24 protein-coding genes and 1 tRNA gene are annotated in these 26,838 nt (G+C 72.4%); 10 read left to right on the top strand and 15 right to left on the bottom strand.

Annotation, left to right across the window (positions count from 1 at the left end):
- The first annotated feature begins 4 nt into the window (after window positions 1–4).
- The 3 genes from IT072_RS10745 to IT072_RS10735 all read left to right on the top strand — a co-directional run bounded on the left by IT072_RS10745 (window position 5) and on the right by IT072_RS10735 (window position 2,664).
- Complete coding sequence (locus tag IT072_RS10745; protein WP_223356316.1) at window positions 5–1,009, top strand: beta-ketoacyl-ACP synthase III; 1,005 nt, start codon at window positions 5–7, stop codon at window positions 1,007–1,009.
- Window positions 1,010–1,065: 56 nt separating this feature from the next.
- On the top strand, window positions 1,066–1,317 hold the full coding sequence (locus IT072_RS10740) for an acyl carrier protein (RefSeq protein ID WP_021765217.1): 252 nt from the start codon (window positions 1,066–1,068) through the stop codon (window positions 1,315–1,317).
- A gap of 111 nt (window positions 1,318–1,428) precedes the next feature.
- Complete coding sequence (locus tag IT072_RS10735; protein WP_223356314.1) at window positions 1,429–2,664, top strand: beta-ketoacyl-[acyl-carrier-protein] synthase family protein; 1,236 nt, start codon at window positions 1,429–1,431, stop codon at window positions 2,662–2,664.
- A gap of 102 nt (window positions 2,665–2,766) precedes the next feature.
- Here IT072_RS10735 and IT072_RS10730 read toward each other — a convergent pair whose 3' ends face one another.
- The gene (locus tag IT072_RS10730) at window positions 2,767–3,270 is read right to left on the bottom strand and encodes a DUF3145 domain-containing protein (protein ID WP_223356311.1); all 504 of its coding nucleotides are present in this window, start codon (window positions 3,268–3,270) and stop codon (window positions 2,767–2,769) included.
- A 193-nt stretch (window positions 3,271–3,463) separates the two neighbouring features.
- Between IT072_RS10730 and IT072_RS10725 the strand changes: the two genes are divergently transcribed.
- Window positions 3,464–4,030, top strand: a complete 567-nt coding sequence (locus IT072_RS10725; RefSeq protein WP_223356309.1) for a PadR family transcriptional regulator — start codon at window positions 3,464–3,466, stop codon at window positions 4,028–4,030.
- Window positions 4,031–4,057: 27 nt separating this feature from the next.
- On the opposite strand, the gene IT072_RS10720 is transcribed toward IT072_RS10725, so the two are convergent.
- The 3 genes from IT072_RS10720 to IT072_RS10710 form a co-directional block, all read right to left on the bottom strand.
- Window positions 4,058–4,924, bottom strand: coding sequence for a DUF1684 domain-containing protein (locus IT072_RS10720; RefSeq protein ID WP_223356306.1), 867 nt, complete (start codon window positions 4,922–4,924; stop codon window positions 4,058–4,060).
- A gap of 66 nt (window positions 4,925–4,990) precedes the next feature.
- Window positions 4,991–6,682, bottom strand: coding sequence for a bifunctional 3'-5' exonuclease/DNA polymerase (locus IT072_RS10715; RefSeq protein ID WP_223356305.1), 1,692 nt, complete (start codon window positions 6,680–6,682; stop codon window positions 4,991–4,993).
- Window positions 6,683–6,746: 64 nt separating this feature from the next.
- Window positions 6,747–7,205, bottom strand: a complete 459-nt coding sequence (locus IT072_RS10710; protein WP_223356303.1) for an NUDIX domain-containing protein — start codon at window positions 7,203–7,205, stop codon at window positions 6,747–6,749.
- Window positions 7,206–7,255: 50 nt separating this feature from the next.
- Here IT072_RS10710 and IT072_RS10705 point away from each other — a divergent pair, with 50 nt between their 5' ends.
- The 4 genes from IT072_RS10705 (at window position 7,256) to IT072_RS10690 (ending at window position 13,481) form a co-directional block, all read left to right on the top strand.
- Complete coding sequence (locus tag IT072_RS10705) at window positions 7,256–7,735, top strand: NUDIX domain-containing protein (RefSeq protein ID WP_223356301.1); 480 nt, start codon at window positions 7,256–7,258, stop codon at window positions 7,733–7,735.
- A gap of 66 nt (window positions 7,736–7,801) precedes the next feature.
- Window positions 7,802–8,164 carry a hypothetical protein gene (locus tag IT072_RS10700; protein WP_223356299.1) on the top strand — a complete coding sequence of 121 codons (363 nt, stop codon included), beginning with the start codon at window positions 7,802–7,804 and terminating at the stop codon, window positions 8,162–8,164.
- A gap of 44 nt (window positions 8,165–8,208) precedes the next feature.
- On the top strand, window positions 8,209–12,168 hold the full coding sequence (locus IT072_RS10695) for a Pls/PosA family non-ribosomal peptide synthetase (RefSeq protein WP_223356297.1): 3,960 nt from the start codon (window positions 8,209–8,211) through the stop codon (window positions 12,166–12,168).
- The gene (locus IT072_RS10690; protein ID WP_223356295.1) at window positions 12,165–13,481 is read left to right on the top strand and encodes a M1 family metallopeptidase; all 1,317 of its coding nucleotides are present in this window, start codon (window positions 12,165–12,167) and stop codon (window positions 13,479–13,481) included. The genes IT072_RS10695 and IT072_RS10690 overlap by 4 nt, the downstream gene beginning before the upstream one ends.
- A gap of 21 nt (window positions 13,482–13,502) precedes the next feature.
- On the opposite strand, the gene IT072_RS10685 is transcribed toward IT072_RS10690, so the two are convergent.
- The 7 genes from IT072_RS10685 to IT072_RS10655 all read right to left on the bottom strand — a co-directional run bounded on the left by IT072_RS10685 (window position 13,503) and on the right by IT072_RS10655 (window position 22,005).
- Window positions 13,503–14,480 (bottom strand): zinc-binding dehydrogenase, encoded by a 978-nt coding sequence (locus IT072_RS10685; RefSeq protein ID WP_223356293.1) that lies wholly within the window; start codon window positions 14,478–14,480, stop codon window positions 13,503–13,505.
- Window positions 14,481–14,552: 72 nt separating this feature from the next.
- Window positions 14,553–15,518 carry an ABC transporter substrate-binding protein gene (locus IT072_RS10680; protein WP_223356291.1) on the bottom strand — a complete coding sequence of 322 codons (966 nt, stop codon included), beginning with the start codon at window positions 15,516–15,518 and terminating at the stop codon, window positions 14,553–14,555.
- Between the two features lie 11 nt (window positions 15,519–15,529).
- The gene (locus IT072_RS10675; protein WP_223356289.1) at window positions 15,530–16,384 is read right to left on the bottom strand and encodes an ABC transporter ATP-binding protein; all 855 of its coding nucleotides are present in this window, start codon (window positions 16,382–16,384) and stop codon (window positions 15,530–15,532) included.
- The gene (locus IT072_RS10670; protein ID WP_223356287.1) at window positions 16,381–17,451 is read right to left on the bottom strand and encodes a FecCD family ABC transporter permease; all 1,071 of its coding nucleotides are present in this window, start codon (window positions 17,449–17,451) and stop codon (window positions 16,381–16,383) included. The genes IT072_RS10675 and IT072_RS10670 overlap by 4 nt, the downstream gene beginning before the upstream one ends.
- A complete protein-coding gene (locus IT072_RS10665; RefSeq protein ID WP_223356285.1) occupies window positions 17,448–18,515 on the bottom strand; it encodes an iron chelate uptake ABC transporter family permease subunit in 1,068 nt (355 codons plus the stop codon). The genes IT072_RS10670 and IT072_RS10665 overlap by 4 nt, the downstream gene beginning before the upstream one ends.
- Before the next feature lie 104 nt (window positions 18,516–18,619).
- Window positions 18,620–20,413: an ABC transporter ATP-binding protein gene (locus tag IT072_RS10660; protein ID WP_223356283.1), complete on the bottom strand. Its 1,794-nt coding sequence runs from the start codon at window positions 20,411–20,413 to the stop codon at window positions 18,620–18,622.
- The gene (locus tag IT072_RS10655) at window positions 20,410–22,005 is read right to left on the bottom strand and encodes an ABC transporter transmembrane domain-containing protein (RefSeq protein ID WP_223356281.1); all 1,596 of its coding nucleotides are present in this window, start codon (window positions 22,003–22,005) and stop codon (window positions 20,410–20,412) included. Before IT072_RS10655 ends, IT072_RS10660 begins: the two co-directional genes overlap by 4 nt.
- 121 nt (window positions 22,006–22,126) lie before the next feature.
- Between IT072_RS10655 and IT072_RS10650 the strand changes: the two genes are divergently transcribed.
- Window positions 22,127–22,882, top strand: a complete 756-nt coding sequence (locus IT072_RS10650) for a helix-turn-helix domain-containing protein (RefSeq protein ID WP_223356279.1) — start codon at window positions 22,127–22,129, stop codon at window positions 22,880–22,882.
- Here IT072_RS10650 and IT072_RS10645 read toward each other — a convergent pair.
- The 3 genes from IT072_RS10645 to IT072_RS10635 form a co-directional block, all read right to left on the bottom strand.
- Window positions 22,864–22,937: transfer RNA gene (locus IT072_RS10645), tRNA-Ile, on the bottom strand. The genes IT072_RS10650 and IT072_RS10645 overlap by 19 nt on opposite strands.
- 18 nt (window positions 22,938–22,955) lie before the next feature.
- Window positions 22,956–24,206: a glycosyltransferase gene (locus IT072_RS10640; protein WP_442786756.1), complete on the bottom strand. Its 1,251-nt coding sequence runs from the start codon at window positions 24,204–24,206 to the stop codon at window positions 22,956–22,958.
- A 91-nt stretch (window positions 24,207–24,297) separates the two neighbouring features.
- Entirely contained in the window at window positions 24,298–25,263 is a 966-nt protein-coding gene (locus IT072_RS10635) for a DMT family transporter (protein WP_223356277.1), read from the bottom strand.
- Between the two features lie 40 nt (window positions 25,264–25,303).
- On the opposite strand from IT072_RS10635, the gene def reads away from it, so the two are divergent.
- Window positions 25,304–25,870 (top strand): peptide deformylase, encoded by a 567-nt coding sequence (gene def, locus IT072_RS10630; protein ID WP_223356275.1) that lies wholly within the window; start codon window positions 25,304–25,306, stop codon window positions 25,868–25,870.
- Between the two features lie 15 nt (window positions 25,871–25,885).
- Here def and IT072_RS10625 read toward each other — a convergent pair whose 3' ends face one another.
- The gene (locus tag IT072_RS10625) at window positions 25,886–26,767 is read right to left on the bottom strand and encodes a sensor histidine kinase (RefSeq protein ID WP_223356273.1); all 882 of its coding nucleotides are present in this window, start codon (window positions 26,765–26,767) and stop codon (window positions 25,886–25,888) included.
- Window positions 26,768–26,838: the final 71 nt, after the last annotated feature.

The following is a 26,838-nucleotide window of genomic DNA, read 5'->3' as shown; positions in this document are numbered from 1 at the left end:
CCGGATGACCCACCCCACCCTGCAGCAGTCCCACGGACCGCAGTACACCCGCATCCTCTCCATCGGCGCCGCCCGCGGCGACCTCGTCGTCCCGAACGACGACCTCGTCGGCCCGATCAATTCGTCGGACGAGTGGATCCGCCAGCGCACGGGGATCGTCACCCGCACTCGCGCCAGCCACGACGTCCTCGCCGTCGACCTGGCGACGGAGGCGTCGCGAGAGGCCATCGCGAAGTCGGGCGTCGACCCCGCGCTCATCGACGCCGTGATCGTGGCGACGATCTCCAACTCGCAGCAGACCCCGTCACTGGCCGCCGTGCTGGCCGACCGCGTGGGCGCGAACCCGGCCGCTGCCTACGACATGAACGCGGCGTGCGCCGGCTACGCCTACGGCATCGCCCAGGCGGACGCCCTGATCCGCACGGGCGTCGCGCACTACGCGCTCGTCGTCGGCGCCGAGAAGCTCTCCGACGTGGTCGATCCGACCGACCGGACCATCTCGTTCCTGCTGGGCGACGGCGCGGGCGCCGTCGTGGTGGGCCCGAGCGAGTATCCCGGAATCTCCCGCACGATCTGGGGCTCCGACGGCTCGAAGGCCGACGCGGTCGGGATGTCGAGCACGCTCACCGAGTTCCGCGACGGGGAGAGCCCGTGGCCGACCCTCCGGCAGGAGGGCCAGACGGTCTTCCGCTGGGCGGTGTGGGAGATGGCGAAGGTCGCCAAGGAAGCCCTCGATGCCGCCGGCGTCACGCCCGACCAGCTCGCCGCCTTCATCCCGCACCAGGCGAACATGCGCATCGTGGACGAGTTCGCCAAGCAGCTCAAGCTGCCCGACACCGTCGCGATCGCCCGCGACATCGAGACGACCGGCAACACCTCCGCCGCATCGATCCCGCTCGCGACCCACCGCCTCCTCCAGGAGCACCCGGAGCTCTCGGGCGGCCTGGCGCTCCAGATCGGCTTCGGCGCCGGTCTCGTGTACGGCGCGCAGGTCGTCGTGCTCCCGTAGGCCCTGCCCTAGACTGAACAACGGTCAAAACGACACCCCCTCAAGGAGAAAACACCATGGCATTGTCCACCGAAGAAGTTCTCGCCGGCCTGGCCGAGCTCATCAACGACGAGACCGGCATCGCGACCGACACGGTTGAGCTGGACAAGTCGTTCACCGACGACCTCGACATCGACTCCATCTCGATGATGACCATCGTGGTCAACGCCGAGGACAAGTTCGACGTCAAGATCCCCGACGAGGAGGTCAAGAACCTCAAGACGGTCGGCGACGCGGTCGAGTTCATCGTCAAGGCGCAGGACGCCTAGGCCCCGCAAGAAACGTTCTCCGCGCGGGCGGCGCGCCGATCGGCCGCCGCCCGCGCGAGCGCTCGCGCCATCCCGCGAGCCTCACGGACCGAACTACGGAGAGTTGTCGTCATGACCAAGAAAATCGTCGTCACCGGCGTGGGTGCATCGTCGCCGCTCGGTGGCACCGCCCCGGAGAGCTGGCAGGCACTGCTCGCCGGCGAGTCCGGAGCCCGTTCCCTCGAGCACGAGTGGGTCGAGAAGTACGAACTGCCGGTCACCTTCGCCGCTGAGGCGAAGGTCCGCCCGGACACCGTGCTCGAGCGCCCCGTCGCCAAGCGCCTCGACCCGTCGAGCCAGCTCGCCCTCGTCTCCGCCATGGAGGCCTGGGCCGACGCAGGCTCCCCCGAGGTCGTGCCGGAGCGCCTGGGCGTCGACTATGCGACCGGCATCGGTGGCGTGTGGACCCTGCTCGACGCCTGGGACACCCTGCGCGAGCGCGGACCCCGTCGCGTCCTCCCGATGACGGTGCCGATGCTGATGCCCAACGCCGCATCGGCCGCCATCTCCATGCACTTCGAGGCCCGTGCGTTCGCACGCACTGTCGCCTCCGCCTGCGCGTCGAGCACCGAGTCGCTCGTCAACGCCTATGAGCACCTGCAGGCCGGCCTCGCCGACATCGTCATCGCTGGCGGGAGCGAATCGGCGATCCACCCGATCACCATCGCTTCCTTCTCGTCGATGCAGGCCCTCTCGCGCCGCAACGACTCCCCCGCGACCGCCTCGCGCCCCTACAGCGTCGACCGCGACGGCTTCGTCATGGGCGAGGGGGCCGGCGCGCTCGTCCTGGAGACCGAGGAGCACGCGCTCGCCCGCGGCGCGAAGGTCTACGCCGAGGTCGTGGGCGGCGGCGTGACCGCCGACTCGTACCACATCACGGCCAACGACCCCGAGGGTCGCGGCGCCAGCCGGGCGGTGCGGATGGCACTGGAGCAGGCCGGCGCGTCGCCGGACGAGGTCACGCACATCAACGCGCACGCCACCAGCACGCCCGTGGGCGACCCGGCGGAGTACGTCGCGCTGCGCGAGGTCTTCGGCGACCGCGTCCACGGCATCCCCGTGTCGGCGACGAAGGCGTCCACCGGCCACCTCCTCGGCGGGACCGGAGCGCTGGAGGCCGTGTTCACGATCTTCGCGCTCCGCGATCGCGTCGCCCCGCCGACGATCAACCTGACCGAGCAGGACCCGGCGATCCCGCTGCAGGTCTCCGGTACCCCGCAGCCTCTCGGCGACGGACCGCAGCTCGGCATCAGCAACTCCTTCGGGTTCGGCGGCCACAACGCGGTCGTCGCGTTCCGCTCCGTCTGAGCCCTCCCCGAAAGCGAGAGGCCCCGGTCGACGCGACCGGGGCCTCTCGCTTTCCGTCACCGCGCGCGGGCGGCCGGAGCCGGGCCCACCGCGGGAGTCCGTTCAGCCGACCTTGTGCAGCCAGATCACCGATGTGTCGTCGTGGGCGTGCCGGAAGGGCTCCAGCTCATCGTCCCAGGCCTGGCCGAGTGCGAGGCGCAGCTCGCGGTGAAGCTCGAGGGCGCTGGAGCCGGCGATCTCCATGGCGTACCGTACGCGCTCCTCCGGCACGACCATGTTGCCCGCCGTGTCGGTCTGGGCGAAGAAGATGCCGAGGTCGGGGGTGTGCATCCACCGGCCGCCGTCGGTTCCGAGGCCGGCGTCCTCCGTCACCTCGTAGCGGAGGTGCTCCCAGCCGCGGAGCGCGGACGCCAGGCGGGCGCCTGTCCCTCGCGGGCCGTCCCAGAAGAACTCGGTGCGCTGGGATCCCTTGAGCACCGGTTGCGCTTCCCACGTGAAGTTGACGGCACGACCGAGGGCGCGACCCGCCGCCCACTCGATGTGGGGGCAGAGCGCGCCGGGAGAGGAGTGTACGTAAAGCACTCCTCGAGCTGCGTGAGCCGACATGGTTCTCCTCCGTTCGCTTGGTGCGTCTTCCCCAACGACCAACGAGCGGATGTCCCCTGCCGCGTATGAAGTTCTCCGGGCACGCGAGCGCGCCACTGCGGATGATTATGCCGGACAACGCGCCGGAGTTACAAGATTGTGATTCGGCGTTTCTCGCGTGCCACGGCGTGTCGGGCAGAATAGCATACCGAGTATGTCGGTTCAGAACGGTTTCCTCGCCATCCTGACGCAGGGCGCGGCGTACGGTTCCCAGCTGCAGAACGAGTTCCTGACGCGTGCCGCCCACCGCCGTCAGCTCAACGCGGGCCAGGTCTACTCCACACTCGACCGGATGACCGATCAGGGTCTCATCGAATCCGCGGGGACGACGGAGGACGGTCTCCCGCAGTACGCGCTCACCGCCGCGGGGGCCGGCGCCGCCCGGGTGTGGCTCACGACAGGCCCGCGCGCGACGGAGCCCGATTGGGATGAGATGCAGGACCAGGTGCTGCTCGCCGCCTCGATCGCCGGGGCGGACGCGCCCGCGATCGTCGCGGACTATCGCGCAGCGTTCGCCGAGCGGATCCGGGAGCTCACCCACGATGCCGACTCGAAGGCGCTGCTCGTCGCCAACCGCGCGGCCGAGCTGGGTGCCACGGCCGCCATCGAGTGGCTCGACGAGGTCGCCGCCGCGCTCGGCACCCACCCGGAGGTGCTGCTGCGGCCCCGCTCCCCCGAGCGTCCCCGGCGTGGGCGCCGCCCGGCAGCCGACTCGGCCTGAGCGGACGGGCTCAGTGAGCCGACGGGCTCAGTGAGCCGACGGGCTCAGTGAGAGGAGGGCGCCCTCCTTGTTCAGCACGTTCTTCTCGCCGGCCTCGATCGGCACCGCGAACCGGTTCTGCGCGGGCGGCAGCGGGCAATTGAAGTTGTAGCTGAACGCGCAGGGCGGAAGCACGGCGAGGTTGAAGTCGAGCGTGACCGTGCCGTCCTCGTTGGGGACGACGAAGAGGAAGCGGCCGACCGAGTACGTGCTGTCGCCGTTGGTGGTGTCGGCGAAGACCAGCTGCAGGGCGCGCCCCGACTTGAAGGCGGCGAGGTTGTAGTCGACGCCGTCCTTGCTGAACGTGATCTCGCCCGGGACGACCATGTCTCGGGTCTTGCCGTCATCCTTCAGGTGCTCGAAGCCGACGGTCTTGCCGCCCTCGATCGGGGTGAAGGTCGCCTGGATGATCCAGTCGCGGTTGAAGGGGAAGGCGTCGATGGAGCCGAACTGCTGAATGGCCTCCGACTCGGCGTCCCACACCCGCAGCGCGTAGTCGCCCTCCTCGCTGGCGATCACGAATCCCGTCTGCGTCCCGCTGAACCGGATCGCGCCGGGGTTCGGGTCGTCCTTGCCGCGGACGATGGCGGAGCCGTCGACCAGCACCTCGTCGACGAAGATGTCGTCGGTCGCACTCGCCGTGACCTTCAGTCCGGACTCGCCCGCGGGCAGGGGCGACCACAGTCCGGGCACGCCCCAGACCGGCTGCGCGGGTCCCTCGGGGTCGCCGGTGAACCACTGGGTGTTCACGAGCGCGAGATTGCCCTGCGGGGCGGTCACCGCCTGCTCGCGGCGCTGCCGGTACCGGGCCAGGACGGCGTTGGGGTCGGTGGGGGCGGCAGCGGTGTCAGTCATGGTCTCCATCCTCGGTCAGGTCGTGGGTGACAACCAAGTCCGACACCCCGGAATTCCACGCGACGCTCACTTCGCCTCGGCATAGGTGTCGACGATCGCGGCCGTCACCGGGAAGTCGACGGGGAACGCGCCGAACAGCAGCCGGCCCGCGCGGGCAGCGGACTCCTCGACCGCGGCGGCCGCCTCCTCGGCCAGGGCGGCGGGCGTGTGCACGATCACCTCGTCGTGGAGGAAGTACACGAGGTGCGGCGACTCCGCGAGCGGGCGCCCGGGTGCGAGGGCCGTGAGCCGGTTCCGGAGCTCCGCCATCCAGCACAGCGCCCATTCCGCCGCGGTGGCCTGCACCACGAAGTTGCGCGTGAAGCGGCCCCAGTCGCGGGCCTGCGCGCGGGCGCGTCTCTCGTCGGCGGCGGTCGAGTCCGCGGCGGAGGCGGCGGACTGCGCCGTGCGCCAGGCCGCGCTCGGCGGCGGCGAGCTGCGGCCCAGGCGGGAGGTCACGACCGCACCGCGCTCCCCGGCTCGCGCCGCCTCCTCGACCAGGCGCACGGCGCGCGGGAACGCGCGGGTGAGCCGCGGCATCAGTCGCCCGCTCTCCCCCGTGGTCGCACCGTACATGGCGCCGAGCATGGCGACCTTCGCGTGCGCCCGCTCGTCGACCGCCCCCGATGCGACGATGCCCGCGTAGAGGTCTTTGCCGCGCCCGGCGTCCGCCATCGCGGTGTCGGCAGAGAGTCCGGTCAGGATGCGCGGCTCCAGCTGCGCCGCATCCGCGACCACGAGCTTCCAGCCGGGATCGGCCACCACCGCGCCGCGCACCTGCTTCGGCAGCTGCAGCGCGCCTCCGCCCCGTGTGGCCCACCTTCCCGTCACGACGCCTCCCGGGACGTAGTCCGGGCGGAAGCGGCCGTCGTGCACCCAGCTCTCGAGCCAGGCCCAGCCGTTGGCGGAGAGCAGGCGGGACAGCTTCTTGTACCGCAGCAGGGGCTCGATCACGGGGTGCTCCACCTCCCGCAGCTCCCACGAGCCGGTGGAGTCGACGAGGATTCCCGCTCGCCGCAGCGCCTTCAGCAGCGAGGGCGGGCTGTCCGGGTTGAGGTCGGGCGCGTCGAGCTCCGCGCGCACCTGCTGTGCGAGGTGCTCCAGCACGGCGGGCCGGCCGAAGGCGGGGCGCGCTCCCAGGAGGGTCGTGAGCAGCTCGTCGTGCCGTGCGGCGCTGTAAGGCAGCCCGCACTGCCGCATCTCGACGGCGATGAGCGCGCCGGCGGACTCCGCCGCCAGCAGCAGCCGGAGACGGCCGGGGTCGGCGCTGCCCGCCACGGCCTCCTGCTGCGCCGTGAACTCGGCCAGGGACGACGCCTCGGCCGCCCCTCCGGAGAGGTCGGCGTCGAAATCGAAGAGGGCGGAGTGGCTGGGCGGGGGTGCGTCCTCCACCGCGGTCGCGGCGTCCCAGGCCGTCGCCGGTCCCGTCGCCAGCGGCGACATCGCGCTCAGCGTGGAGGCGCGCAGAATGGCGTGCGAGAGCGTCAGGTCGACGCATCGCTCGACGCGCACCCCGGCGCGGAGCAGTTCCGGGTACCAGGAGCGGGTGTCGCTCCACACCCAGCGCGGCCGGTCATCGGCGGCCGGAGCGCTCTCGAGACGCGTGACGTACGCGGGCAGCTGCGATGCCGGGAAGTCCCGCGGTTCGCCCGCCGCACCGCCCTCGAGGGGGACGGCGCGGACCGCGTCGCGTCCGACGCGTTCGAGGACGATGTGCACTCCCCCATTCTCCGCCGTGCCGCAGACATCGCCGGGGAGCTATCCCGGCAGCGTCCGTGGCGTCTCAGTCGCCGAGGCCGGTGAGGCGCGCACGCAGCGCGGGCCAGGCGGCACCGAAGCCCGGATGCAGCGGAAGGTCGGTGACCTCGGTGAGCGGCACCCAGCGCAGCTCGATGCTCTCGATATCGGCCATGCGCGGCTCGAAGGGGCGCACGGCCTGGGCGACGACCGTCGTGTACGACCAGAAGCCAAGGTCGAGCACGCTCTCGAAGAGGACGTGCACGGCATCGGCGGGCACCGCGGCCTCCTCGCCGGCCTCGCGCAGTGCTCCCTCGACGGCGGTCTCGCCCTCGTGCCGCGCTCCGCCCGGCAGGCCCCAGGTTCCGCCGAAGTGGCTCCAGTCGGCGCGATGCTGCAGCAGGATGCCGCGGCGGAGGTCGTGCACGAGCAGCCCGGCCGCGCCGTAGCGGCCCCAGAAGCGCTCGCCCTGCGGACCTTCGACCCACGCGTCACCCGAGTTCACGGTTCCACGTTAGCCGCCCGCGACCGCGGGTGCGGACGTAGGGTCGGACTATGACCGTCCGCAGCGCCGCCGTGCTCCTCCATCGTCCGGGTGCGCAGGACACCGAGGTGTGGATCGCGCACATGGGCGGTCCGTTCTGGGCGCGCAAGAACGAGGGAGCCTGGTCGCTCCCGAAGGGGATCGTCGAGGACGCGGACCGCGATGAGCTGGCCGCGGCACTGCGCGAGTTCGCCGAGGAGATGGGCGTCCCCGCGCCCGACGCCGCCTACGTCGCCCTCGGCGAGTTCCGCGCCTCCGGCAAGGTGTTCGTCGTCTGGGCGGCGGAGACCCCGGACTTCGAACTCGCCGAGGTGCGCAGCAACACGTTCGAGCTCGAGTGGCCGCCCCGCTCCGGGCGCACGCAGGCGTTCCCGGAGATCGACGCCGCCGGCTGGTTCGCGCTGGACGAAGCGGTGACGAAGCTCGCGAAGGGGCAGCGGCCCATTCTGGAGGCGCTGCGCGCGGTTCTCGCGACTGGGGAGGGCGCATGACCCCCGTTCGGTCGTATGGTGAGCGCGAGGAGGCCGTCCAGGACCCCGGGACGTCGAGGAGGAGCCGTGAGCGCGAAAAAGGTGGAGAAGGAGGCCGAGCGTGCCCTGGTCGCGGCCCGTGCGGCGGTCGACGAGGCGGAGCGGGCGGTGAAGAAGCTCGACAAGCGCTCGCGAAAGGCGGCGGAGGAGCTGACCGCCCGGCTGGAGCAAGCGGCCAAGGACGCCAGAAAGGCGGTGCGACGCAGCGAGCAGACAGCCCGCGCCGCGAAGGAGCAGGCCGACGCCATCGCCGGACCGGCTGTCGCCGCGAGCCCCTCGTCGGGCATCCCCACCTTTCACAGCCTCCGCGACCGTGCGAAGGCGCAGGGCATCCAGGGCTACTCCCGGATGAACAAGGCGCAGCTGCTCCACGCCCTCGGCGAAGGCTGACCTGTTCACCGGCCGGTAACCGTGCGGCCCTAGCGTGAACGCCCGTGACTGACCCCGACGGAACCGCCGCGCCCGGGCTGCTGCTGAGGTCCGCCCTCGCTCCTGCACCGCGCACCCTGATCGACATCCTGCGCACATCGGTGGCAGCCGATCCGGAGGCGTCGGCGATCGAGGATGCCCGTGGTGCGCTGTCCTACCGCGAGCTGCTCGCGATCGTCCTGTCGGCCGCCGGGCGGCTTCGATCGGCGGGAGTGCGGCCGGGCGACCGGGTGGGCGTGCGCATGACCTCCGGCACGCGGGAGCTGTACCTGGCGATCCTCGCCACCCTCGCCGCTCGTGCCGCCTACGTGCCGGTCGACGCGGACGACCCTCAGGAGCGCGCCGACCTGGTCTTCGGGGAGGCCGCAGTACGCGGGGTGATCAGCGACTCCGGCTACCGGTCGGCGGAGGTGGACGCGGCCCCCGATCCCGTCACGCTCTTCGACGTCGCCGCCCCGCACCCCAGCACGTCCGCCGTACCGCTGGTCGACCCGCCGGTCCCGGACGATGACGCCTGGATCATCTTCACGTCGGGTTCGACCGGGACCCCGAAGGGCGTGTCGGTGCGGCATCGGTCGGCCGCCGCGTTCGTGGACGCCGAGGCCCGGATCTTCCTGCAGGACGAGCCCATCGGCCCGCAGGATCGCGTGCTCGCCGGTCTCTCGGTCGCCTTCGACGCCTCGTGCGAGGAGATGTGGCTGGCGTGGGGACACGGCGCTTGCCTCGTCCCGGCGCCGCGCTCGCTCGTGCGTACCGGCATGGATCTCGGGCCGTGGCTGGAGGCGCATCGGATCACGGTGGTCTCCACGGTGCCGACGCTCGCCGCGCTGTGGCCGCCGGAGGCGCTGGACAGCGTGCGGCTCCTGATCTTCGGCGGGGAGTCCTGCCCTCCGGAGCTGGTGAACCGCCTCGCGGTCGAGGGCCGCGAAGTCTGGAACACGTACGGCCCCACCGAGGCGACCGTCGTCGCATGCGGCACTGCGCTCACGGCCGGCGAGCCGGTGCGCATCGGGCTGCCTCTCGACGGGTGGGACCTCGCGGTCGTGGACGCCGACGGACGGCCCGTCGGCGATGGCGAGGCGGGCGAGCTCGTGATCGGCGGTGTCGGGCTCGCCCGGTACCTGGACCCGGTGAAGGACGCCGAGAAGTACGCGCCGATGCCCACGCTCGGCTGGGAGCGCGCCTACCGCAGCGGCGACCTCGTCCGCTTCGATCCCGACGGCCTGTTCTACCTCGGGCGCGCCGATGACCAGGTGAAGGTCGGCGGGCGCCGCATCGAGCTGGGCGAGGTGGAGGCTGCGCTGCAGGCGCTGCCCGGCGTCTCGGGCGCCGCGGCCGCCGTGCGCCGGAGTTCCGCGGGCAATGACATCCTCGTCGGCTACCTGGCCGTCCCCGAGCGGGACGCCTTCGACCGCACCGGGGCTCTGGCACAGCTGCGGGAGGAGCTGCCCGCGGCGCTGGTGCCCCTCCTGGCCGTCGTCGACGACCTCCCGGTGCGCACCTCCGGCAAAGTGGATCGCGCGGCCCTCCCGTGGCCGCTGGAGGACGACGGGGACGGTCCGTCCGTCGTCGGGGACGACCCCGTGGCAGAGCTCCTCGCCGCCGACTGGCGGAGCGTCCTCGGCCTGCCCGTCTCCGGTCCCGATGACAACTTCTTCGATCTGGGCGGCGGTTCGCTCGCCGCGGCGCAGCTCGTCTCGCTGGTGCGCCGTCGTCACCCCGACATCAGCGTCGCGGACGTCTACGCCCACCCCCGCTTCGCCGCGATGGCCCGCGCGCTCGAGGAGAGCTCGGCCTCCGCGTCGGCGGCCTCGACCCACGTGGTGCCGCGGACCCCGCGCCGCATGCAGGTCCTGCAGACGGTGCTCGGCCTGCCGCTGTTCATCCTGAGCGGCGTGCGCTGGCTGCTCTACCTCCTGACGGCCGCGGCCGTCCTTCGCCCCTTCGGCGGTTTCGACGCCGTGCCCGAGGTCAGCGTCCCGTGGCTCGTCGTCGGTCTCGTCGTGTTCGTGACGCCCTGGGGACGCATGGCGATCTCCGTGGGAGCGGCGCGGCTCCTGCTCGCCGGCGTCCGACCCGGCGACTATCCGCGTGGCGGCGGTGTGCACCTGCGGCTCTGGCTGGCTGAGCAGGTCGCGCACCAGATCGGCGCGGCCAGCCTCGCCGGTGCGCCGTGGATCAGCTACTACGCACGGGCGCTCGGGGCGACGATCGGGCCCGGCGTGGACCTCCACACCCTCCCTCCCGTCACCGGCATGCTGCGGATCGGCGCGGGAGCCTCGATCGAGCCGGAGGTCGACCTCGCAGGCTACTGGATCGACGGCGACCTGGTGCGCATCGGCGAGGTGCGCATCGGTGCGGGCAGCTCGGTCGGCGCACGCAGCTCGCTGATGCCGGGCGCGAAGATCGGGCGTGGCGCCACCGTCGCCCCGGGGTCCGCCGTCTTCGGGCGCGTGCCCGCCGGGCAGACCTGGGCCGGCTCCCCCGCTGTGCGCGTGGGACGTTCGCGCGAGTGGTGGCCGCAGGAGCGTCCTCCGCGCCGCACCAGATGGGTGCTGGCCTACGCCGCGGCTTCGCTCGTGGTCTCTCTCGTGCCCGTGAGCGCGTTCGCGGTCGGGGGACTCGTGCTCGCGGCGGCCGTGCACGGCGCCGCGGACATCGCCGAGACGTCCGTCCGGGCGCTCGCGGCGCTGATCCCCGCGACGCTGGTGACGGGGCTCGTGCTCGCGGGGGCCGTCGTACTCCTTGTCCGCCTGCTCGGATCCGGCGTCGCGGAGGGCGTGCATCCGGTGCGCAGCCGAATCGGGTGGCAGGTGTGGTCGACGGAGCGCCTGCTCGACATGGCGCGCACCGTGCTGTTCCCGCTCTACTCGAGCCTCTTCACCCCGCTCTGGCTCCGGATGCTCGGGGCGCGAGTCGGCACGGACGTCGAGGCGTCGACCGTCCTCCTGCTGCCGTCGATGACGCACATCCGCGACGGCGCGTTCCTCGCGGACGACACGTTGGTCGCCTCGTACGAGCTCGGCGGAGGGTACGTCCGCGTCGCTCCGGTCGAGATCGGTGAGCGCGCGTTCCTCGGCAACTCCGGGATGGCCGGCGGCGGCAACAGGGTGCCGCGCGACGGACTGGTGGCGGTGCTCTCGGCGGCGCCCCGCAAAGCGAAGGCCGGGACGTCCTGGCTCGGATCGCCTCCGGTCAAGCTGCGGCGCCAGCCGCAGGACGCGGACCTCTCGCGCACGTACGCGCCCTCTGCGGTGCTCCGGGTGGCGCGCGCCACGTGGGAGCTGCTCCGTGTCGTCCCCGTGTTCGTCACCTGCGGGATCGGCCTGGGCGTGCTCCTCGGTCTCGGCGCCCTGGTGGAGACCTGGGGGCTCTGGTGGGCCGTGCTCCTCAGCGGACCCGTGCTGCTCGCCGCCGGTGCGGCGGCCGCCGCCGTCAGCTCGCTCGCCAAATGGGCGCTGCTCGGACGTCTGCGTTCGGGCGAGCATCCGCTCTGGTCGTCGTTCGTGTGGCGCAGCGAGGTGTCGGACACCTTCACCGAGATGGTGGCAGCCCCCTGGTTCGCCTGGTCGGCCGCCGGGACGCCCGCGCTGGTCTGGTGGCTGCGCAGCCTCGGCGCGCGTATCGGACACGGCGTCTGGATCGACAGCTACTGGCTTCCGGAGGCCGATCTGGTCACCCTCGGCGACGCAGCGACGGTCAACCGGGGTTGCGTCGTGCAGACGCACCTGTTCCATGATCGAATCATGAGCATGGACGAGGTCATCATCGAGCGCGGCGGCACGCTGGGCCCGCACAGCGTCATCCTCCCGGCCGCGGAGATCGGGGCGGAGGCCACCGTCGGCCCGGCCTCGCTGGTCATGCGCGGCGAGAGCGTGCCCACGGGGAGCCGGTGGAGCGGCAACCCGATCGGCCCCTGGCGTGAGGTCGTGGTGCGGCAGTACCAGAAGCGGGCGGCTCGATGAGCGGCTCCTCCCCCGCTCCGGCCCCGCACGCCTACCTCCCCCGCTCCGGCACCGACGACTATGCGGTGGTCTCCTATGACCTCGCCCTGGACTACCGCGTCGCCACCAACCGTCTCGACGCCACCGCGGTCATCACCGGCCGGGCCCGGACCCGGCTCACGGCGATCGTGCTCGACCTGGTGCACCTGCGGGCCAAGAAGGTGAGGCTCTCCGGCGAGAAGCGCACGAAGCACACGCAGAACCAGACGCACCTGCGCATCACCCCGGCGGCTGCCATCCCCGAGGGCGCGGAGTTCGTGGTCGAGATCGCCTACGACGGCTCGCCCGTTCCTCGCCGCACCCGCTGGGGCGCTCTCGGCTGGGAGGAGCTCAGCGACGGCGTCATCACGGCATCCCAGCCCTCCGGGGCACCGTCGTGGTTCCCCTGCAACGACCGCCCCTCCGACAAGGCCGCGTACCGCATCCGCGTCACGACGGAGCAGGCGTACACCGTGCTCGCAACCGGGGAGCTCGTCGAGCACAGTGTCAGCGCCGGGCGCGGCACCTGGGTGTTCGAGCGGGAGGAGCCCACGGCCACCTACCTCGCCGCCGTGCAGATCGGCCGGTATACGCTCGAGCCGCGCCGCACCGGCGGCGTGGAGGTCGTTCTCGCCTACCCGCCGGCGCTCGCGCGCCGCGTGCTCGCCGACTTCGCCCCTCTCGCGCGCATGCTGGAGTGCTTCCAGGATCGCTTCGGACCATATCCCTTTCCGTCGTACACCGTCGTCGTCACGGAGGATCCCCTCGAGATCCCCCTGGAGGCGCAGGCGATGGCCACCTTCGGTGCGTCGCACGTCGACGGCCGCGGCGGGTCCGAGCGTCTGATCGCCCACGAGCTCGCCCACCAGTGGTTCGGCAACAGCGTCGGGCTGGCGGCCTGGCACGACATCTGGCTCAACGAGGGTTTCGCCTGCTACGCCGAGTGGATCTGGTCGGAGGCGTCGGGAGGTCCATCGGCGAACGCGCTCGCCCGGACCCACCATGCGCTGCTGAGGGTCACGGCGCACGACCTCGTCCTGGCCGACCCGGGCCCGGACGCGATGTTCGACGACCGCGTCTACAAGCGCGGCGCGTGCACTCTCCACGCACTCCGGCTCCGCCTCGGCGACGACCGCTTCTACGACCTGCTGCGCGCCTGGTGCGCCGAGCACCGCTTCGGCACGGTCGAGTCCTCCGACTTCGAGGATCTGGCCGCGCGCTACGCGGACGAACCGCTCGACGCGTTCTTCGACGCCTGGCTGCGTGGAACCCGTCTGCCATCGCTCACGGCGTGACGGCAGACGGGTGCGCGCCGCCTACGGGCGCAGCAGCACCTTGCCGACCCGCCCCGGGCGTCCGCTCGCGTGCACCGCGTCGGCGATGTCGTCGAACAGATACACGCCCGACACGGGCAGCGTGATCGCGCCGCTCAGCGCGGCCTGGATGAGCTCGCCGAAAAGGGCCCCGCGCTTGTCGGCGGGCATCGCCGCGCTCACTTTGCTGCCCCAGAAGCCCTTGAGCGTCGCCTGCTTGAAGATGAGGTCGCCCGAGGAGACGGTCATCGCGTCGGAGCCCATGGCGCCGAACGACACCAGCGTCCCGCCCTCCCCGAGGAGATGGAGGAGGTCCCCGCTGGACTCGCCGCCGACCGAGTCGACGGCGGCGACGAACGGCGCGCCTCCGGTCAGCTCCGTCACCGCACGGCGCCAGTCGTCGTGCGCGGTCGCGACGACGTGGCGGATCCCGGCGTCTGCCAGCTCGGCGACGTCGGCCTCCCGCCGCACCAGCCCGACGACGTTGACACCGCGCGTGGCGGCGAACTGCGCGAGCAGGCGACCGACGGCGCCGTTCGCGGCGTTCTGCAGAATCCAATCGCCCGGCTCCACATCGAGGAAGTCGAGCAGGCTCAGCGCGCTGAAAGGCATTGCCACGAGCTGCGACGCCGTCTCGTCGGAGAGGCCGTCCGGCACCGGGATCAGACCGGAAGCGGACGCGACGAACGCCTCGGCCCACACCCCGAAGGTCCCGCCGGTGACGACCCGCTGGCCGACCGCCGGCGACTCGACGCCCTCGCCGAGCGCCTCGACCACGCCGACGGCCTCCGTCCCCGCGCGGGCCGGGAGCTCGGGTTTGAAGCCGTAGGTTCCGCGCGCGGTCCACAGGTCGTGGTTGTGGATCGGCGAGTACAGCGTCCGCACGCGGACCTGGCCGGGTCCCGGCTCCGGGAGCGGACGCTCCTCCACCGTCAAGACCTTCGCCGGGTCGCCGAACTGGTGCTGCACGATCGCGCGCATGGGTACCGCCTCATGGGTAGGAAACAGATCGGTTTCCAGCTTAGGCCACGCGCGCGATCGCTCAGCGGACGATCAGGAGAAGGTCTTGAGTGCCTTCTCGATGGAGTCGAGCAGTCCGAGGCCGTCGGAGTACGAGCCGGGAAGGAAGTCCGGTGTGCCGACGGCGTGACCCCCGGTGACCGCGGGGAGCGACTGGTAACCCGGGAGCGCGAACAGCTTGTCGATGTTGTTGGCCGGAGTGCCGTCGTTGTTCACGTAGTAGATGATGGCGTCGGCGTCCGTCAGGAGGTCGGTCCGCTCGTACGAGACGGACTGCGTGTCTCCCGACTTCGTGCCCGCCGTGGCGGACGCGAACGTCGCGCCCAGCGACTCCAGCACCCCTCCGACGGGCGAGCCGGTGCTGTAGATCCAGAAGTTGCCCGCATCGAAGCCGCCCTGGATGACATCCCACTTCACCGTCGCCAGCTGCGATGCGTACGTCGACCTCAGCTCGGCGATCCGGTCGTCGTACTTCTTCTTCAGCGCCTCGTAGGCGGCTCCGGTGTCTGCGAACGCGGCGGTGTACTTCGGATAGTCCTGGAACGTGGCGCTCTCGCTGAACGGCGCGAAGGCGGTCGGGGCGATCGTGGAGAGCTTCGCGTAGACGTCCTTGAGATACGGGACGTCGACGCCCACGATGAGGTCCGGTTTCAGCGCGGCGATCTTCTCCAGGTCGACGGTGCCGCCCTCGGCGATCTTGTCGATCTTCTTCCACGCGGGCACATAGCGGGTGGGAACGTACTGCTCGCCGCTGTTCTCCACCCCGACCGGGGTGACGTCCATGTCGAGCAGGGACTCGGTCGTCCACGCGTGCACGGAGACGATCCGCTGGGGGTGCGCCGGGACGGTCACCTCGCCTTCGGCGGTCGACACGGTGCGCGTGCCGGCGGAGGCGGTCGACTCTCCGGAGGCGGTCGAGCTGCAGGCGGCGAGGGCGACCGCCAGGGCGGCGGCTCCCAACGCGAGGACGGTGCGGCGCAGGCGGGGGTGCTGTGTCATGGATCCTTCGTTCATTCGGTGGTGCTGAGCGGGCGGGTGGACTCGAAGACGCGGCCGGGGACACCCGACGGGACGACGAGCGGCGTTCCCGACACGGGGTCGGGCACGACGTGGGCGGGGAGGCCGAACACGTCGTGCACGAGGTCGGCGGTGACCACGTCGTCCGGCGCGCCCTGCGCGACCACGCGACCGTCGCTGAGGGCGACGATGTGCGTGGCGTAGCGGCTGGCCTGATTGAGGTCGTGCAGCACGGCGACCAGCGTGCGGCCGTCGTGGTTCAGCCGGCGGAACAGCTCCATCAGCTCGTACTGGTGCGCGATGTCGAGGAAGGTCGTCGGCTCGTCCAGCAGCAGGATCCCCGTCTCCTGCGCCAGTGCCAGCGCCACCCAGACGCGCTGCCGTTGTCCGCCGCTGAGCTCGTCAACCCGCCGCGCCGAGAGCGCCGAGACCCCCGTCGCGTCGAGGGCGGCGGCCACGGCGTCTTCGTCGGCCCTGCTCCAGGTGCGGAAGGCGCTCTGGTGCGGGTGCCGACCGCGGGCGACCAGGTCGGCGACCGTGATGCCGTCCGGCGCGATCGAGGACTGCGGCAGCAGGCCCAGGCGGCGTGCAACCTCCCTCGTCCGGTAGGCGTGGATGTCGCGTCCGTCGAGCAGGACCTGTCCGGCGGAGGGCCGCAGCAGTCGTGCCAGACCGCGCAGCAGCGTCGACTTGCCGCAGGCGTTCGGCCCGACGATGACGGTGAACGAGCCGTCGGGGATGCGCACCGAGAGGTCCTCCGCGATCACCCGGCCGTCGTACCCGAGAGTGGCGCCGTCGACCTCGAGCGGCGCGGGACGTGTCGACGGACGCTGTGCGGGCCCGGTCATCGGCGCCGCCCTTCTGCGATCAGGAGCCAGACGAAGTAGCCGCCGCCGAGCACGACGGTGACGAGCCCGACCGGGACGGGGGTGGGGAGGCCGTGCTGGGCGATCCAGTCGGCCGACATCAGGAGCACGCCGCCGGTGGCGGCGGAGACGCCGAGCGTCGGTCCCGCCGTTCCCGCGAGCCGGCGCGCGATCTGCGGGGCGCTCAGGGCGACGAAGGCGATCGGGCCCGCCAGCGCCGTGACCGTGGCGCTGAGCGCGACACCGACGACGGTCGCCGTGATCCTGGTCCGCTCGACGGCGACGCCGAGTTGCGCGCCCGCGTCGTCGCCCAGCTCGAGTCGGCCCAGGCCACGGGACACGGCAGCCGCGAGCGGGAAGAGCACGACGAAGACGACTGCGCCGAGAGCCAGCTGCGGGTAGCCAGCGGTGTCGAGCGATCCTGCGCCCCAGAACGCCGCGCTGACGGCCTCCTGCGTGTCCGCGGTGAGGAGCATCCAGGTGTTCACAGAGGTGAGCATCGCCGTCGTTCCGATGCCGACCACGATCAGGCGGAACCCGTGCATGCCTCGGCGATGGGCCAGCAGGTACACCACCGTCGCCGTCGCCAGGCCTCCGGTGATGGCGCCGGCCGTCACTCCGAGGGACGATCCGTGCAGCGCGAGCATGACGACCAGGGCGCCGGTGTACGCGCCGGTGTCGAATCCGATCACGTCCGGGCTCCCGAGCGGGTTGCGCGTGAGCGACTGGAAGATCGACCCGGCGAGGCCGAGGGCGATCCCGAAGAGCGCGGCGACCAGGACGCGCGGCAGACGCCAGTCGACGACGATGGTGTGCGCGATGCCGGAGGCGCGCCCGATGAGCGCCTCCACCACCTGGGCCGGGCTGAGCGCGTAGGATCCGGTTCCGAGTGAGAGCACCGCGACGATGACCGCGAGCGCCGTCAGCACCGCGACGGTGATGACGACCCGCCGCGAGAGCCGGACCGAGAGCCCTCGGCCGCGGAGGACGACCTGCGGGCGGTCGAACGCGAACACCGCGCCCTGCTCCGGCGGAGCGCCGCGGGTCACAGCGCCGCTCCCCGGCCGCGACGGGCGAGCGCGATCAGGACAGGAGCTCCGACGAACGCCGTCACCAACCCGACCGGCAGTTCCGCCGGGTTCATCACGATGCGGCCGAGGATGTCGGCCGACAGCAGCAGACACGGCCCCAGCACGACGGCGAAGGCGAGGATCCAGCGCTGGTCCGGACCGACGATCGCGCGGGCCGCGTGCGGAATCATGAGCCCGACGAACGCGATGGGCCCGACGGCCGCGGTCGCCGCGCCCGCGAGCAGCGTCACCGACACGACCGCGAGCGTGCGTGTCACGGCGGCACGGCTCCCGAGGGATGCTGCGAGGTCCTCGCCCAGCGCGAGGGCGTTGAGGCCGCGCGTCGCGATCGCCGCCAGCACGAGGCCGACCACGACGACCGGAGTCACCAGGGCGACCGCGGAGAGGGGTTGCGCCACCAGGCTGCCGGCCGACCAGCCCAGGAGTCGCTGGAACGCGCTCGGTGCGGAGAGCTGGATGGCCGACGTGATTCCGCCCAGGACGGCGGCCACCCCGACGCCCGCGAGCGTCATCCGGAGGGCGGAGGAGCCTCCCCGACGCCCCGCGCCGATGAGGGCGACCACGACGGTCGCGGCGATGGCGCCGACCAGGGCGAGGCCGAGGTACTGCGAGATGTCCCGCATCCCGAGCAGGGCGACCCCCACGGCGACCGCGAGCGCGGCGCCGGCGTTGACGCCGAGGATGCCGGGATCTGCGAGCGGGTTGCGGGTGAACGCCTGGATCACGCCGCCGGCGACGCCCAGTGCCGCACCGGCCACGAGCCCGAGGAGCGTGCGCGGAACCCGGAGCCCGGTGATCACGAGGTCGTCCTCCGACCCCGTCGGGTGGAGCACGGCGGGGAGCACCTGCCCGAGCGGGATGGACTTCGCGCCGACGGCGAGGCTCGCGCCGAGCAGGAGGACGAGGAGTGCGACGCCGACGACGAGCCAGCTCAGCCGCCAGGCGAGCGGGCGCATCCGCCGCCTGGAGCCCGCGGCCGGGAGCGGGACGATCGCGGCGGGGGTGGGGGCGTGAGGGGGCACGGGGACTCTCTGGGGACGTCGTCGGGAGGGGCGACCTCTGGGCGGTTAGGTAAGGCTAACCAAAGTGGGCCGTTGATCAGCGTAGACGACGCAGCGACCCCGGCTTACCGGCGATCGGACATCTCGTGTCGCGCATCCGCCACCGCGACGAGCCGTGCGAAGGCTCCGCCGGCGGCGATGAGCCGCTGCGGGGCGCCGTCCTCGACGATGCGTCCGCCCTCCAGGACCACGACGCGGTCGGCTTCCCTGGCGTGGTCGAGGCGATGGGCGACGATCACGGCCGTGCGGCCCGCAACGACGCGGCGCGCGGCCGCGTCGAGCGTTCGCGCCGAATCGCTCCCCGCCTCCGCGGTCGCCTCATCGAGCACGACGACGCCGGGGTTCATCAGGAGCACGCGCGCCAGTGCCAGGTGCTGCGCATGGTGCGGTGCGAGCGCGAGCCCGCCCGCCCCCACCCGGGTGTCCATCCCGTCCGGCAGCAGGTCGACCCACTCCGCCGCGCCCGCGGCGACGAGCGCGCGGCGCACCCGCCCCTCCCCCGCGCCGTCGGCCCCGAGCCGCAGCCCGTCGGCGATCGATCCGGCGAAGACGTGCGGCTCCTGTGCGACGAGAGCGACCACGGACGACCGGACCGCCGCGTCGACGTCGGCGATCGGTGTTCCGCCGATCAGCACCGTTCCGGCATCGGGGCGACGGACGCCGGCGATGAGCGAGGCCAGGGTGCTCTTGCCGCTTCCCGTCGTGCCGACGATCGCGACCCGCTGACCCGCCGGGATGCGCAGATCGAGCTCGTGCAGCACGGGGGTCCCGTCATAGCCGAAGACGGCGCCTCGCACGACGATGTCGCGCCCGCGCGGGGCCGGCTCCCGCGGCGCCGGGGCCGACGCCGCATCGATCACACCGGCGAGCCTCCCCAGCCCGGCACCCGCACGCTGCACGTCGTCAGCCGTCCCGAGTGCGACGTTGACCGGGTCGAAGAGGGCCGCGAAGAAGAGCGCGGCCGCCGTCGCCTGGCCCACGTCGGCCCCGCCGGCGCGGACGAGGACGAACGCGACGACCAGGATCGCGCCGAGCCCGAGGAGCTCCGCGAGGTTGAGCCGCCCGTAGAAGCGCGTCATCGTCCGGGTCGCGTCGAGCTCGGCAGCGACCGCCTGCTCCGAGGCGGCGCGGGCACGCAGCGATCGATCCGCCCCGAGGTCGTACGCCCGGACGGTCGGGAGGGCTGCGAACGTCTCCAGCAGTGTCGCCGCTCGGGTGCCGACGGCACGCCGGCTCCGCGCATATGTCCGTGTCGAGCTGCGCAGGTACCAGCGCAGGGTCCAGGCCTGCACGGGAACGGCCACGAGCGCCGCCAGCGCGAACCGATAGTCGAGTCCCGCGAGCCCGACGAGGGTCACGAGGATCGTTATCGCCGCGCCGAGCAGGCGGGCGAACGCTCCCTGCGCGACCTCCGCCACCTGCTCCACATCGTCGGTCACCCGCGCGACGAGATCCCCGGACGACGACTCCGCGATGTCGACGGGCAGCCGCACGGCGGCGTCGACCACCTCCTCGCGGATCCGGCCGAGCGCGGGCAGAACTGCCCGGCCGAGCAGCACGCCCGCCCCCGCGGCCGCGGCCCCTCCGACCACCGCGCACCCCGCGAGCAGGGCGAGCGGCGGGAACAACGCCGAGGCGACGGCGCGCTCCGTGACCAGTTGCGCGATCCAGCCGATCGCGGCGGGGACGCCGAGCCCGGCTCCGGCGCCCACGACGAGCAGGGCCGCGCCTGCCAGCAGGGCGGCCCAGGCCCCGCGGAGAGAACGACGGAGTACCGCGCGGATCGTCCGGCCGCGGGCGACCGGGAGCACATTCCGCTCCTCCTCCTGTCGACCCGGCGGCCGCGCTGGAGCGCTCATCGCGCCACCTCGGGGGCGAACTCGACCACGACATCGCATCGGCTCAGCACGGCGGGTGAGGAGGTGAGCACGATCGTCGTGCGTCCCGCCCGCAGAGCGCGGACGCGCTCCGCGATGACGTCCTCCGTCACGGCGTCGATCGCGGTCGTCGGGTCGTGCAGCACCAGGACGGGGGCGTCTGCGGCGAGAGCGCGGGCGAGGGCGATCCGCTGTCGCTGGCCTCCCGAGAGGCGGATCCCGGCCTCCCCCACCTCGCGCGCGGCGATCTCATCGGCGAAGGCGGCGCGAGCGGCCGGCTCCGTGGCGCGCGCACGTCCGGCTGCGATGTTCTCCTCCGGCGTCCCCGCGAAGAGGTGGCTCTCATGCGGCGCGATCAGCAGGAGGGATGCGCGCGCACGCGCGTCGGGCACCGCGCCGTCGAAACGGAGCACGCCTTCGCGGGCGGCCAGGGTGGCGAGAAGCGCGCGGGCGCCGCGTCCGTCGAGCCCCGCGACACCGACCATCGTTCCCGGCTCGGCCCGCAAGGTCCCGAAGCGGCCGACCGCATCGAACACCGGTGGAGCCGCCTCGGGCGTGAGAGCACCTCGCGCAGATCCCCCTCTGTCCGCGACGTCGCGGGCAGGCAGCGGGAGCTCGGCGACGCGCACCGCCGAGGCGTGGGCGCGCGCCGCAGCCGCGGGCAGCGCCGCGAGAGTCTGCAGCGGCCCCGCCAGGAACCGGGCGAGCCCCAATGCCGCGACGAGCCCGCCGAGCGGAAGCACACCGGCGAGGGCGAGCCAGCCTCCCACCCCGACGACGAGAAGCAGGTAGGCGCCCGTCGTCGCGGTCGTTGCACCGCTGCGGACGGCTTGTGCGTCGACGGCGCGCGCGGCCTGCCTGGTCGCCCGCCCGCTCGCCGTCCGGAAACGACGGACCGCCGCCGCCCCCGCACTGAGTCCCGCCAGGACGCGCAGGCCCCGCACGAGGTCTTCCGCGAGCCCGGCCGCATCGCCCGCGGCCTCCTGCTCCGCGGCGCTGCGCCGGGCGACCCCGCGTGCGATGGCGGCATTGACCAGCAGCACGGCGACGGTCCCCACCATGATGACGGCGCCGAGCAGCGGCGACGCCAGCAGCAGGGCGACGACCGCGACCACCAGCGCGACGAGCGCGGCCGACGCCGACGCGACCGTTCCGGCGAACGCTCCCACACGGTCGGCGTCACTCGATGCGCGGACGAGCAGCTCGCCCGGCGTCCACGCGCGGCCGCGAGCCTGCTGCTCGCGTACGACGGCATCGACGACCCGCATCCGAACGCCGTGCGCGGCGAGCTGTTCGGCGCGGGCGCTCGCCCGGGCCCCGAACCGGTAGGAGAGCGAGAGCACCGCGAAGTCGGCGCCCAGCACCGCGAGCCAGAGCACGAGGACCTCCGGCCCACCTTCCGCGATCGCCGAGCTGACCGTCGCCCCGATCACCACGGGCACGAGCGCCTCTCCCACCTGGTGGCCGCTGAACAGCACCGACGCGCGCGCGAGCCCGCTCCACCGGTCGAGCAGAGCGCGCCGCAGGACGGCACCGCCCGTGGCCGGTGCGGGGCGGGGAGTCGTTCGGGGCACGTCCTCGAACCTACGGCGGCGACGCATGACGGCTGAGCGCTATGCTGACAATCGATGTCGCTCGTTCGCCAAGGCCTGCGTCGCAGCGCGTGGAACGAAGCTAACCGTCGAGAGGAGGGCCGTGGGCGCCGACGTCATCGTGCTGCACCGCTTCCCGCTCGACCGCGGCGAGGGATTCGACGCTCACGCCCACGACGACCACCAGCTGATCTGGGCGTCCGCGGGCGTCCTGACCGTCGAGGTCGGCGCCCGCTACTGGGTGCTGCCGACCACACTCGGACTGTGGATGCCCGCGGGCATCGTCCATGCCCCGCTGGCCGTGCGCGAGTCGGTGATGGAGGGCCTCTACTTCGACCCCGCACGCACTCCGGTCGACTGGACCGAGCCGACCGTCCTGCAGATGGGCCCGCTCAGCCGCCAGCTGGTCTCCTACCTCGCCCGCGATCTCGGCGCCGAGGAGCGCCAACGCGCCGAGCGCGTCCTCCTCGACACGCTGGAGCCCGTGGGGCGGCGCGCGATCGCGGTGCCCGTCCCTGCTGATCCCCGTGCCCGCGACGTCGCCCGTCTCCTCCTCGACGACCCGGCGGACGCCCGCAGTCTGGACGAGTTCGGACGCGACGTGGGCGCCAGCTCGCGCACACTGCTCCGCCTGTTCCAGTCGGAGACCGGCATGAGCTTCGGCACCTGGCGGACGCACGCGCGCATCCAGGCGTCGGTCGCGCTCCTCGCCGAGGGCGAGCCGGTCTCCCGCGTGGCGTACCGCGTCGGCTACAGCACCCCGAGCGCCTTCATCGCAGCGTTCCACCGCGTCTCGGGCACGACGCCCGGGGCGTACTTCCACGCGGGCGAGGGCTCCAGTAGGGCGGACGGGACTTGAACCCGTGACCGGCGGATTATGAGTCCGATGCTCTAACCAGCTGAGCTACCGCCCCGGTCGTGTGCGCGTCCCGTCACTCCGGGGCGGGCACGCTGTCGGCCGCGTCCGTCACCGGGTCCGCCACCGGCTCCCCACGATACAGGCTCTCGAATGTCGAGATCGTGCGCTGGATGTCGTGCGAGGCGACGATCCGGAGGGAGGCGTTCTTGAGCACGTCGAGCTCGGCCTGCGGCAGCGTCAGCACTCTCTCGAGCTTGTCCGCGAGATCCTGCGCGTCGCCGGGGCGGAAGAGGTGCCCGTTCTCGCCGTCGTGCACGAGGTGCGGCAGCGCCATGGCGTCGGCGGCGACGACGGGGAGCGCGGAGGCCATGGCCTCCATGGTGGCGATCGACTGCAGCTCGGCGATCGACGGCATGGCGAAGACGGTGGCGCGGGTGTACGCGGCGCGGAGCTCTTCGTCCGTGACGTAGCCGAGGAAGTTCACCCGGTCGGCGATGCCGAGGCTCTGCGCGAGCGCCTGGAGGTTCTTGAGCTGATCGCCGCCGCCGACGATCTCCAGCTGGGCGTCGAGGGACGCGGGCAGCAGCTTGACCGCGTTGAGCAGCACGTCGATGTGCTTCTCTCCCGTCACGCGTCCGACGAACAGGATGCGGTTGGCGGTCCGCGGGGTGAAGTCGGGCGTGTAGTTCTGTGCGTCGATGCCGCACGAGATCGCGTGGACGCCGCGGAGGCCGGTGGCCTTCTCGAGGAAGTCCGCGGCCTTGCGCGTCGGGGTGGTCACGGCCTCCGCTCGGTCGAAGCTCTTGCGGGCATCCCGCCACTCCACGGCGATGAGGGCCTTCTGGAGGAACTTCGGGATGACCGTGAACTCCATGATGTTCTCGGGCATGACGTGGTTCGTCGCGACGATGCGGATGCCGCGCTTCTGCGCCTCGTAGGCGAGACCGCGGCCGACCACGATGTGCGACTGGAAGTGGACCACGTCGGGCTGCACCTCGTCGAGCACGCGGCGCGCGTTGGCCTTACTCATCCAGGGCAGGGCGAAGCGCAGCCAGTCGTGCGGGTACCAACGCCAGCTGCGGAGCCGATGCGCGGTCATCTTCTGGCCCTCGTGCTCCTCCACCCAGGTGCCGTGCGTGCGGCTGGCGGCGGGGGCGATGATGTGCAGGTCGTGGCCGCGCTCGACGAGACCGGCGGCGAGGCGTTCGGCGAAGCGCGCGGCGCCGTTCACGTCGGGCGGGAAGGTGTCGCAGCCCATCAGGATGGTCAGTGGCTTGCGAGCCGGGGCGGGCGGGGTACTTGTCGTTCCGCTCGGATCTGGCACGTGGATGGTCCCTACTGTCGTGGGCCGGGTCGATGGCCCGGCGACGGTTTCGGCTCGCCGGGCGGTGGTCCGTCCCGGCCGATTCACCGGCCTAGTCTAGGCCGGATTTCCCGGAGTCCTCCGCGACGCGCGCGGCGATCGGCGCCTCCGGTGCGGCTTGGGGGTGGTGCTTCGCGAGTTGGAACACGCCGTACATCGCGACCGCGCCGGTCAGCGCGAAGCCGAGCATCGCCCACCACGGCGCGCCGGCCGCCTCGTCGAGGACGACGATGCCGATGGTCACGGCGACCAGCGGGTCGATGACGGTGAGCCCGGCGATGACGAGGTCCGGCGGCCCGGAGGAGTACGCGTTCTGCACGAAGTAGGCGCCGAGTCCCGCCGCCGCGAGCAGCGCGACGATGGCGCCGACGAGGAGCCAGTCCCACTCGTTGTTCGAGACGCGGTCGATCACGACCTTCGCGAGCGTCGCGACGAAGCCGTAGAGCACGCCGGCGCCGACGATGTACATGATCGCCTTGAACCGGTGGCGCAGGAACAGGAAGAGTCCCCCGAACACGAGCAGGACGACGGCGAGGATGATGAGGATGACGATCAGCGAGCGGCTCGTCACCGGCACGTCGCGGGCGAACACCGCGGCGATCAGCACGAAGGCGCCCACGCCGCCGACGCAGAGACTCACGGCCACGATCGACCGCCGGTTGAGCCGCACGCCGCTCACGCGCGCGTTCAGGATGCTGGTGATCACGAGCCCGACCACGCCGAGCGGCTGCACGAGGATGATCGGCGAGAGCTTGAGGCTGACGAGCTGGAAGACGATCGCGAGCCCTAGCAGCAGCGTCCCGATGACCCAGGACGGCCGGGCGAGCAGCAGCCCGAGCTGACGGAGGTTCAGGCCGGACGACGCCTCGGTCGTCTGCGCCTCCACCTTGGCGACGCCGTGGTGCTGCAGCTGCGCGCCGATCGAGAGGAAGCAGGCGCCCACGAGCGCGATGGGGATGCCGAGGAGCTGACTCGGCTGATACGACAGCTCGAGCGCGTCCATCAGTTCCGTACCCACCCCACGACCCTAACCGACATGCAGCCGATAGTCTTGCCGAATGGCCGTCCTCCCCATCCGGATCACCGGAGACCCCGTCCTGCACTCCCCCGCTTCGCCCGTGGTCGACTTCGACGACGACCTGCGCCGGCTCGTGGCGGACATGTTCGAGACGATGGACGAAGCGCCCGGTGTCGGTCTCGCCGGCCCCCAGGTCGGCGTGGCTCTGCGGCTTTTCGTCTTCGGCTGGACGGACGACGACGACGTCCTCCACCGCGGCGTGGCCATCAATCCCGAGCTGTGGCAGAGCCCGCTCGCGACCGGCGAGCTCGACGAGGACGAGGAGTCGGAGGGCTGCCTGTCGTTCCCGGGTGAGCGGTTCCCGCTCCGCCGGGCTCAGCGCGTCGTGCTCCGCGCGGTCGACCTCGAGGGCGAGCCTTTCGAGATCGAGGCGGACGGCTGGCTGGCCCGCATCTTCCAGCACGAGTACGACCACCTCGACGGTGTGCTCTATGTCGACCGCCTCGCGCACCCCTACGCCAAGGCCGCGCTGAAGGCGCAGCGCAAGAACAGCTGGGGCGTCCCCGGTCTGAGCTGGCTGCCCGGGCGCGACCACCTGGAGGACTGAGCGAGCTGCCGCAGGCTAGCGGCGCAGCTCCACTCCGTGCACTCCGTTGTGGTGCCGCAGTGCGGGGAACACGACCGAGAGCGAGAATCCGACGCCGGGGACCGTCTTGGCGGTGAGGACGCCGCCGAACAGCGCCGCCCGGTCGCGGAGCTCGTTGAGGCGCACACCGTCGATGTACTCGGTGACGGCGCGCAGGTCCTCTTCGATCGTGTACGTGGTGGCCTGGTCGACGCCCTCGCGGTCGAGGCCCTGGCGGCGTGCCGCGGCGCGGATGCCGTCGTCATCGACGCTGACCTGGAGGCCGTCCTGCGTCCAGCTGAACGCCACGGTCACCCGCGTGCCGGAGCCGCCGTGGGTGAGAGCGTTCTCGAGGGCGGTCTGGAGGATGCGGAAGACCGCGAGCTCGGCTCCCTGCCGGAGCGCGAAGGATTCGCCGGTCTCGGTGAACGCGACCTCGATCCCGGCGTCGCGCATGACACGGAAGAGGTCGCGGGCCGAGTGGAGGCGCGGCTGCGGTTGCGCGGCGTCCTGGCCTTCGCGGACGACGTTCTGCAGGCGGCGCAGATCGCCGAGCGCCTCGCGCGCGGTCGTCTCCAGCGCAGGTGTGGCGCGCGCCGCCGCCTCCGGGTCGGTGGTGGCGGCGTAGCGGATGCCCTCCGCGTGGGCGACCAGCCGATTGACCGTCTGGACCGCGATGTCGCCGAGCTCGCCGGCGATGCGGAACCGACCGGCCTGTTCGGCGAGCTCGAGCTCGCGGTCGATGCGGTCCCACTCCGACTCCTCGCGGGAGCCGCGCAGCCGCCGGTGCCTGCGGAGCTCCAGGAGCCACAGCGCGAGGAACGCCGCGGCGGCGGCGGCGAGCAGCACGGCGCCGACGGTCAGGGCGAGCGGGGTCATCACGGTGTCTCCTCCTCGGCCGCCTCGCGCGGCCCGGACGATCCTATCCCGGGCTGCGCGAGGGGTGGGGC

This window comes from Leifsonia sp. ZF2019, from assembly GCF_019924635.1.
Taxonomy (GTDB): domain Bacteria; phylum Actinomycetota; class Actinomycetes; order Actinomycetales; family Microbacteriaceae; genus Leifsonia.
The sequence above is the reverse complement of the archived record's forward strand: the minus strand, read 5'-3'. Positions and strand labels throughout refer to the sequence as shown.

Bases quoted from the DNA above. Each gene is read 5' to 3' on its own strand.
- IT072_RS10740 (WP_021765217.1), top strand. From the start codon at position 1,066: ATGGCATTGTCCACCGAAGAAGTTCTCGCCGGCCTGGCCGAGCTCATC.
- IT072_RS10625 (WP_223356273.1), bottom strand. From the start codon at position 26,767: ATGACCCCGCTCGCCCTGACCGTCGGCGCCGTGCTGCTCGCCGCCGCC.
- IT072_RS10730 (WP_223356311.1), bottom strand. From the start codon at position 3,270: ATGTCGGCTCACGCAGCTCGAGGAGTGCTTTACGTACACTCCTCTCCC.
- IT072_RS10675 (WP_223356289.1), bottom strand. From the start codon at position 16,384: ATGACCGGGCCCGCACAGCGTCCGTCGACACGTCCCGCGCCGCTCGAG.
- IT072_RS10745 (WP_223356316.1), top strand. From the start codon at position 5: ATGACCCACCCCACCCTGCAGCAGTCCCACGGACCGCAGTACACCCGC.
- IT072_RS10685 (WP_223356293.1), bottom strand. From the start codon at position 14,480: ATGCGCGCGATCGTGCAGCACCAGTTCGGCGACCCGGCGAAGGTCTTG.
- IT072_RS10725 (WP_223356309.1), top strand. From the start codon at position 3,464: ATGTCGGTTCAGAACGGTTTCCTCGCCATCCTGACGCAGGGCGCGGCG.
- IT072_RS10705 (WP_223356301.1), top strand. From the start codon at position 7,256: ATGACCGTCCGCAGCGCCGCCGTGCTCCTCCATCGTCCGGGTGCGCAG.
- IT072_RS10680 (WP_223356291.1), bottom strand. From the start codon at position 15,518: ATGACACAGCACCCCCGCCTGCGCCGCACCGTCCTCGCGTTGGGAGCC.
- IT072_RS10735 (WP_223356314.1), top strand. From the start codon at position 1,429: ATGACCAAGAAAATCGTCGTCACCGGCGTGGGTGCATCGTCGCCGCTC.
- IT072_RS10660 (WP_223356283.1), bottom strand. From the start codon at position 20,413: ATGAGCGCTCCAGCGCGGCCGCCGGGTCGACAGGAGGAGGAGCGGAAT.
- def (WP_223356275.1), top strand. From the start codon at position 25,304: ATGGCCGTCCTCCCCATCCGGATCACCGGAGACCCCGTCCTGCACTCC.
- IT072_RS10720 (WP_223356306.1), bottom strand. From the start codon at position 4,924: ATGACTGACACCGCTGCCGCCCCCACCGACCCCAACGCCGTCCTGGCC.
- IT072_RS10690 (WP_223356295.1), top strand. From the start codon at position 12,165: ATGAGCGGCTCCTCCCCCGCTCCGGCCCCGCACGCCTACCTCCCCCGC.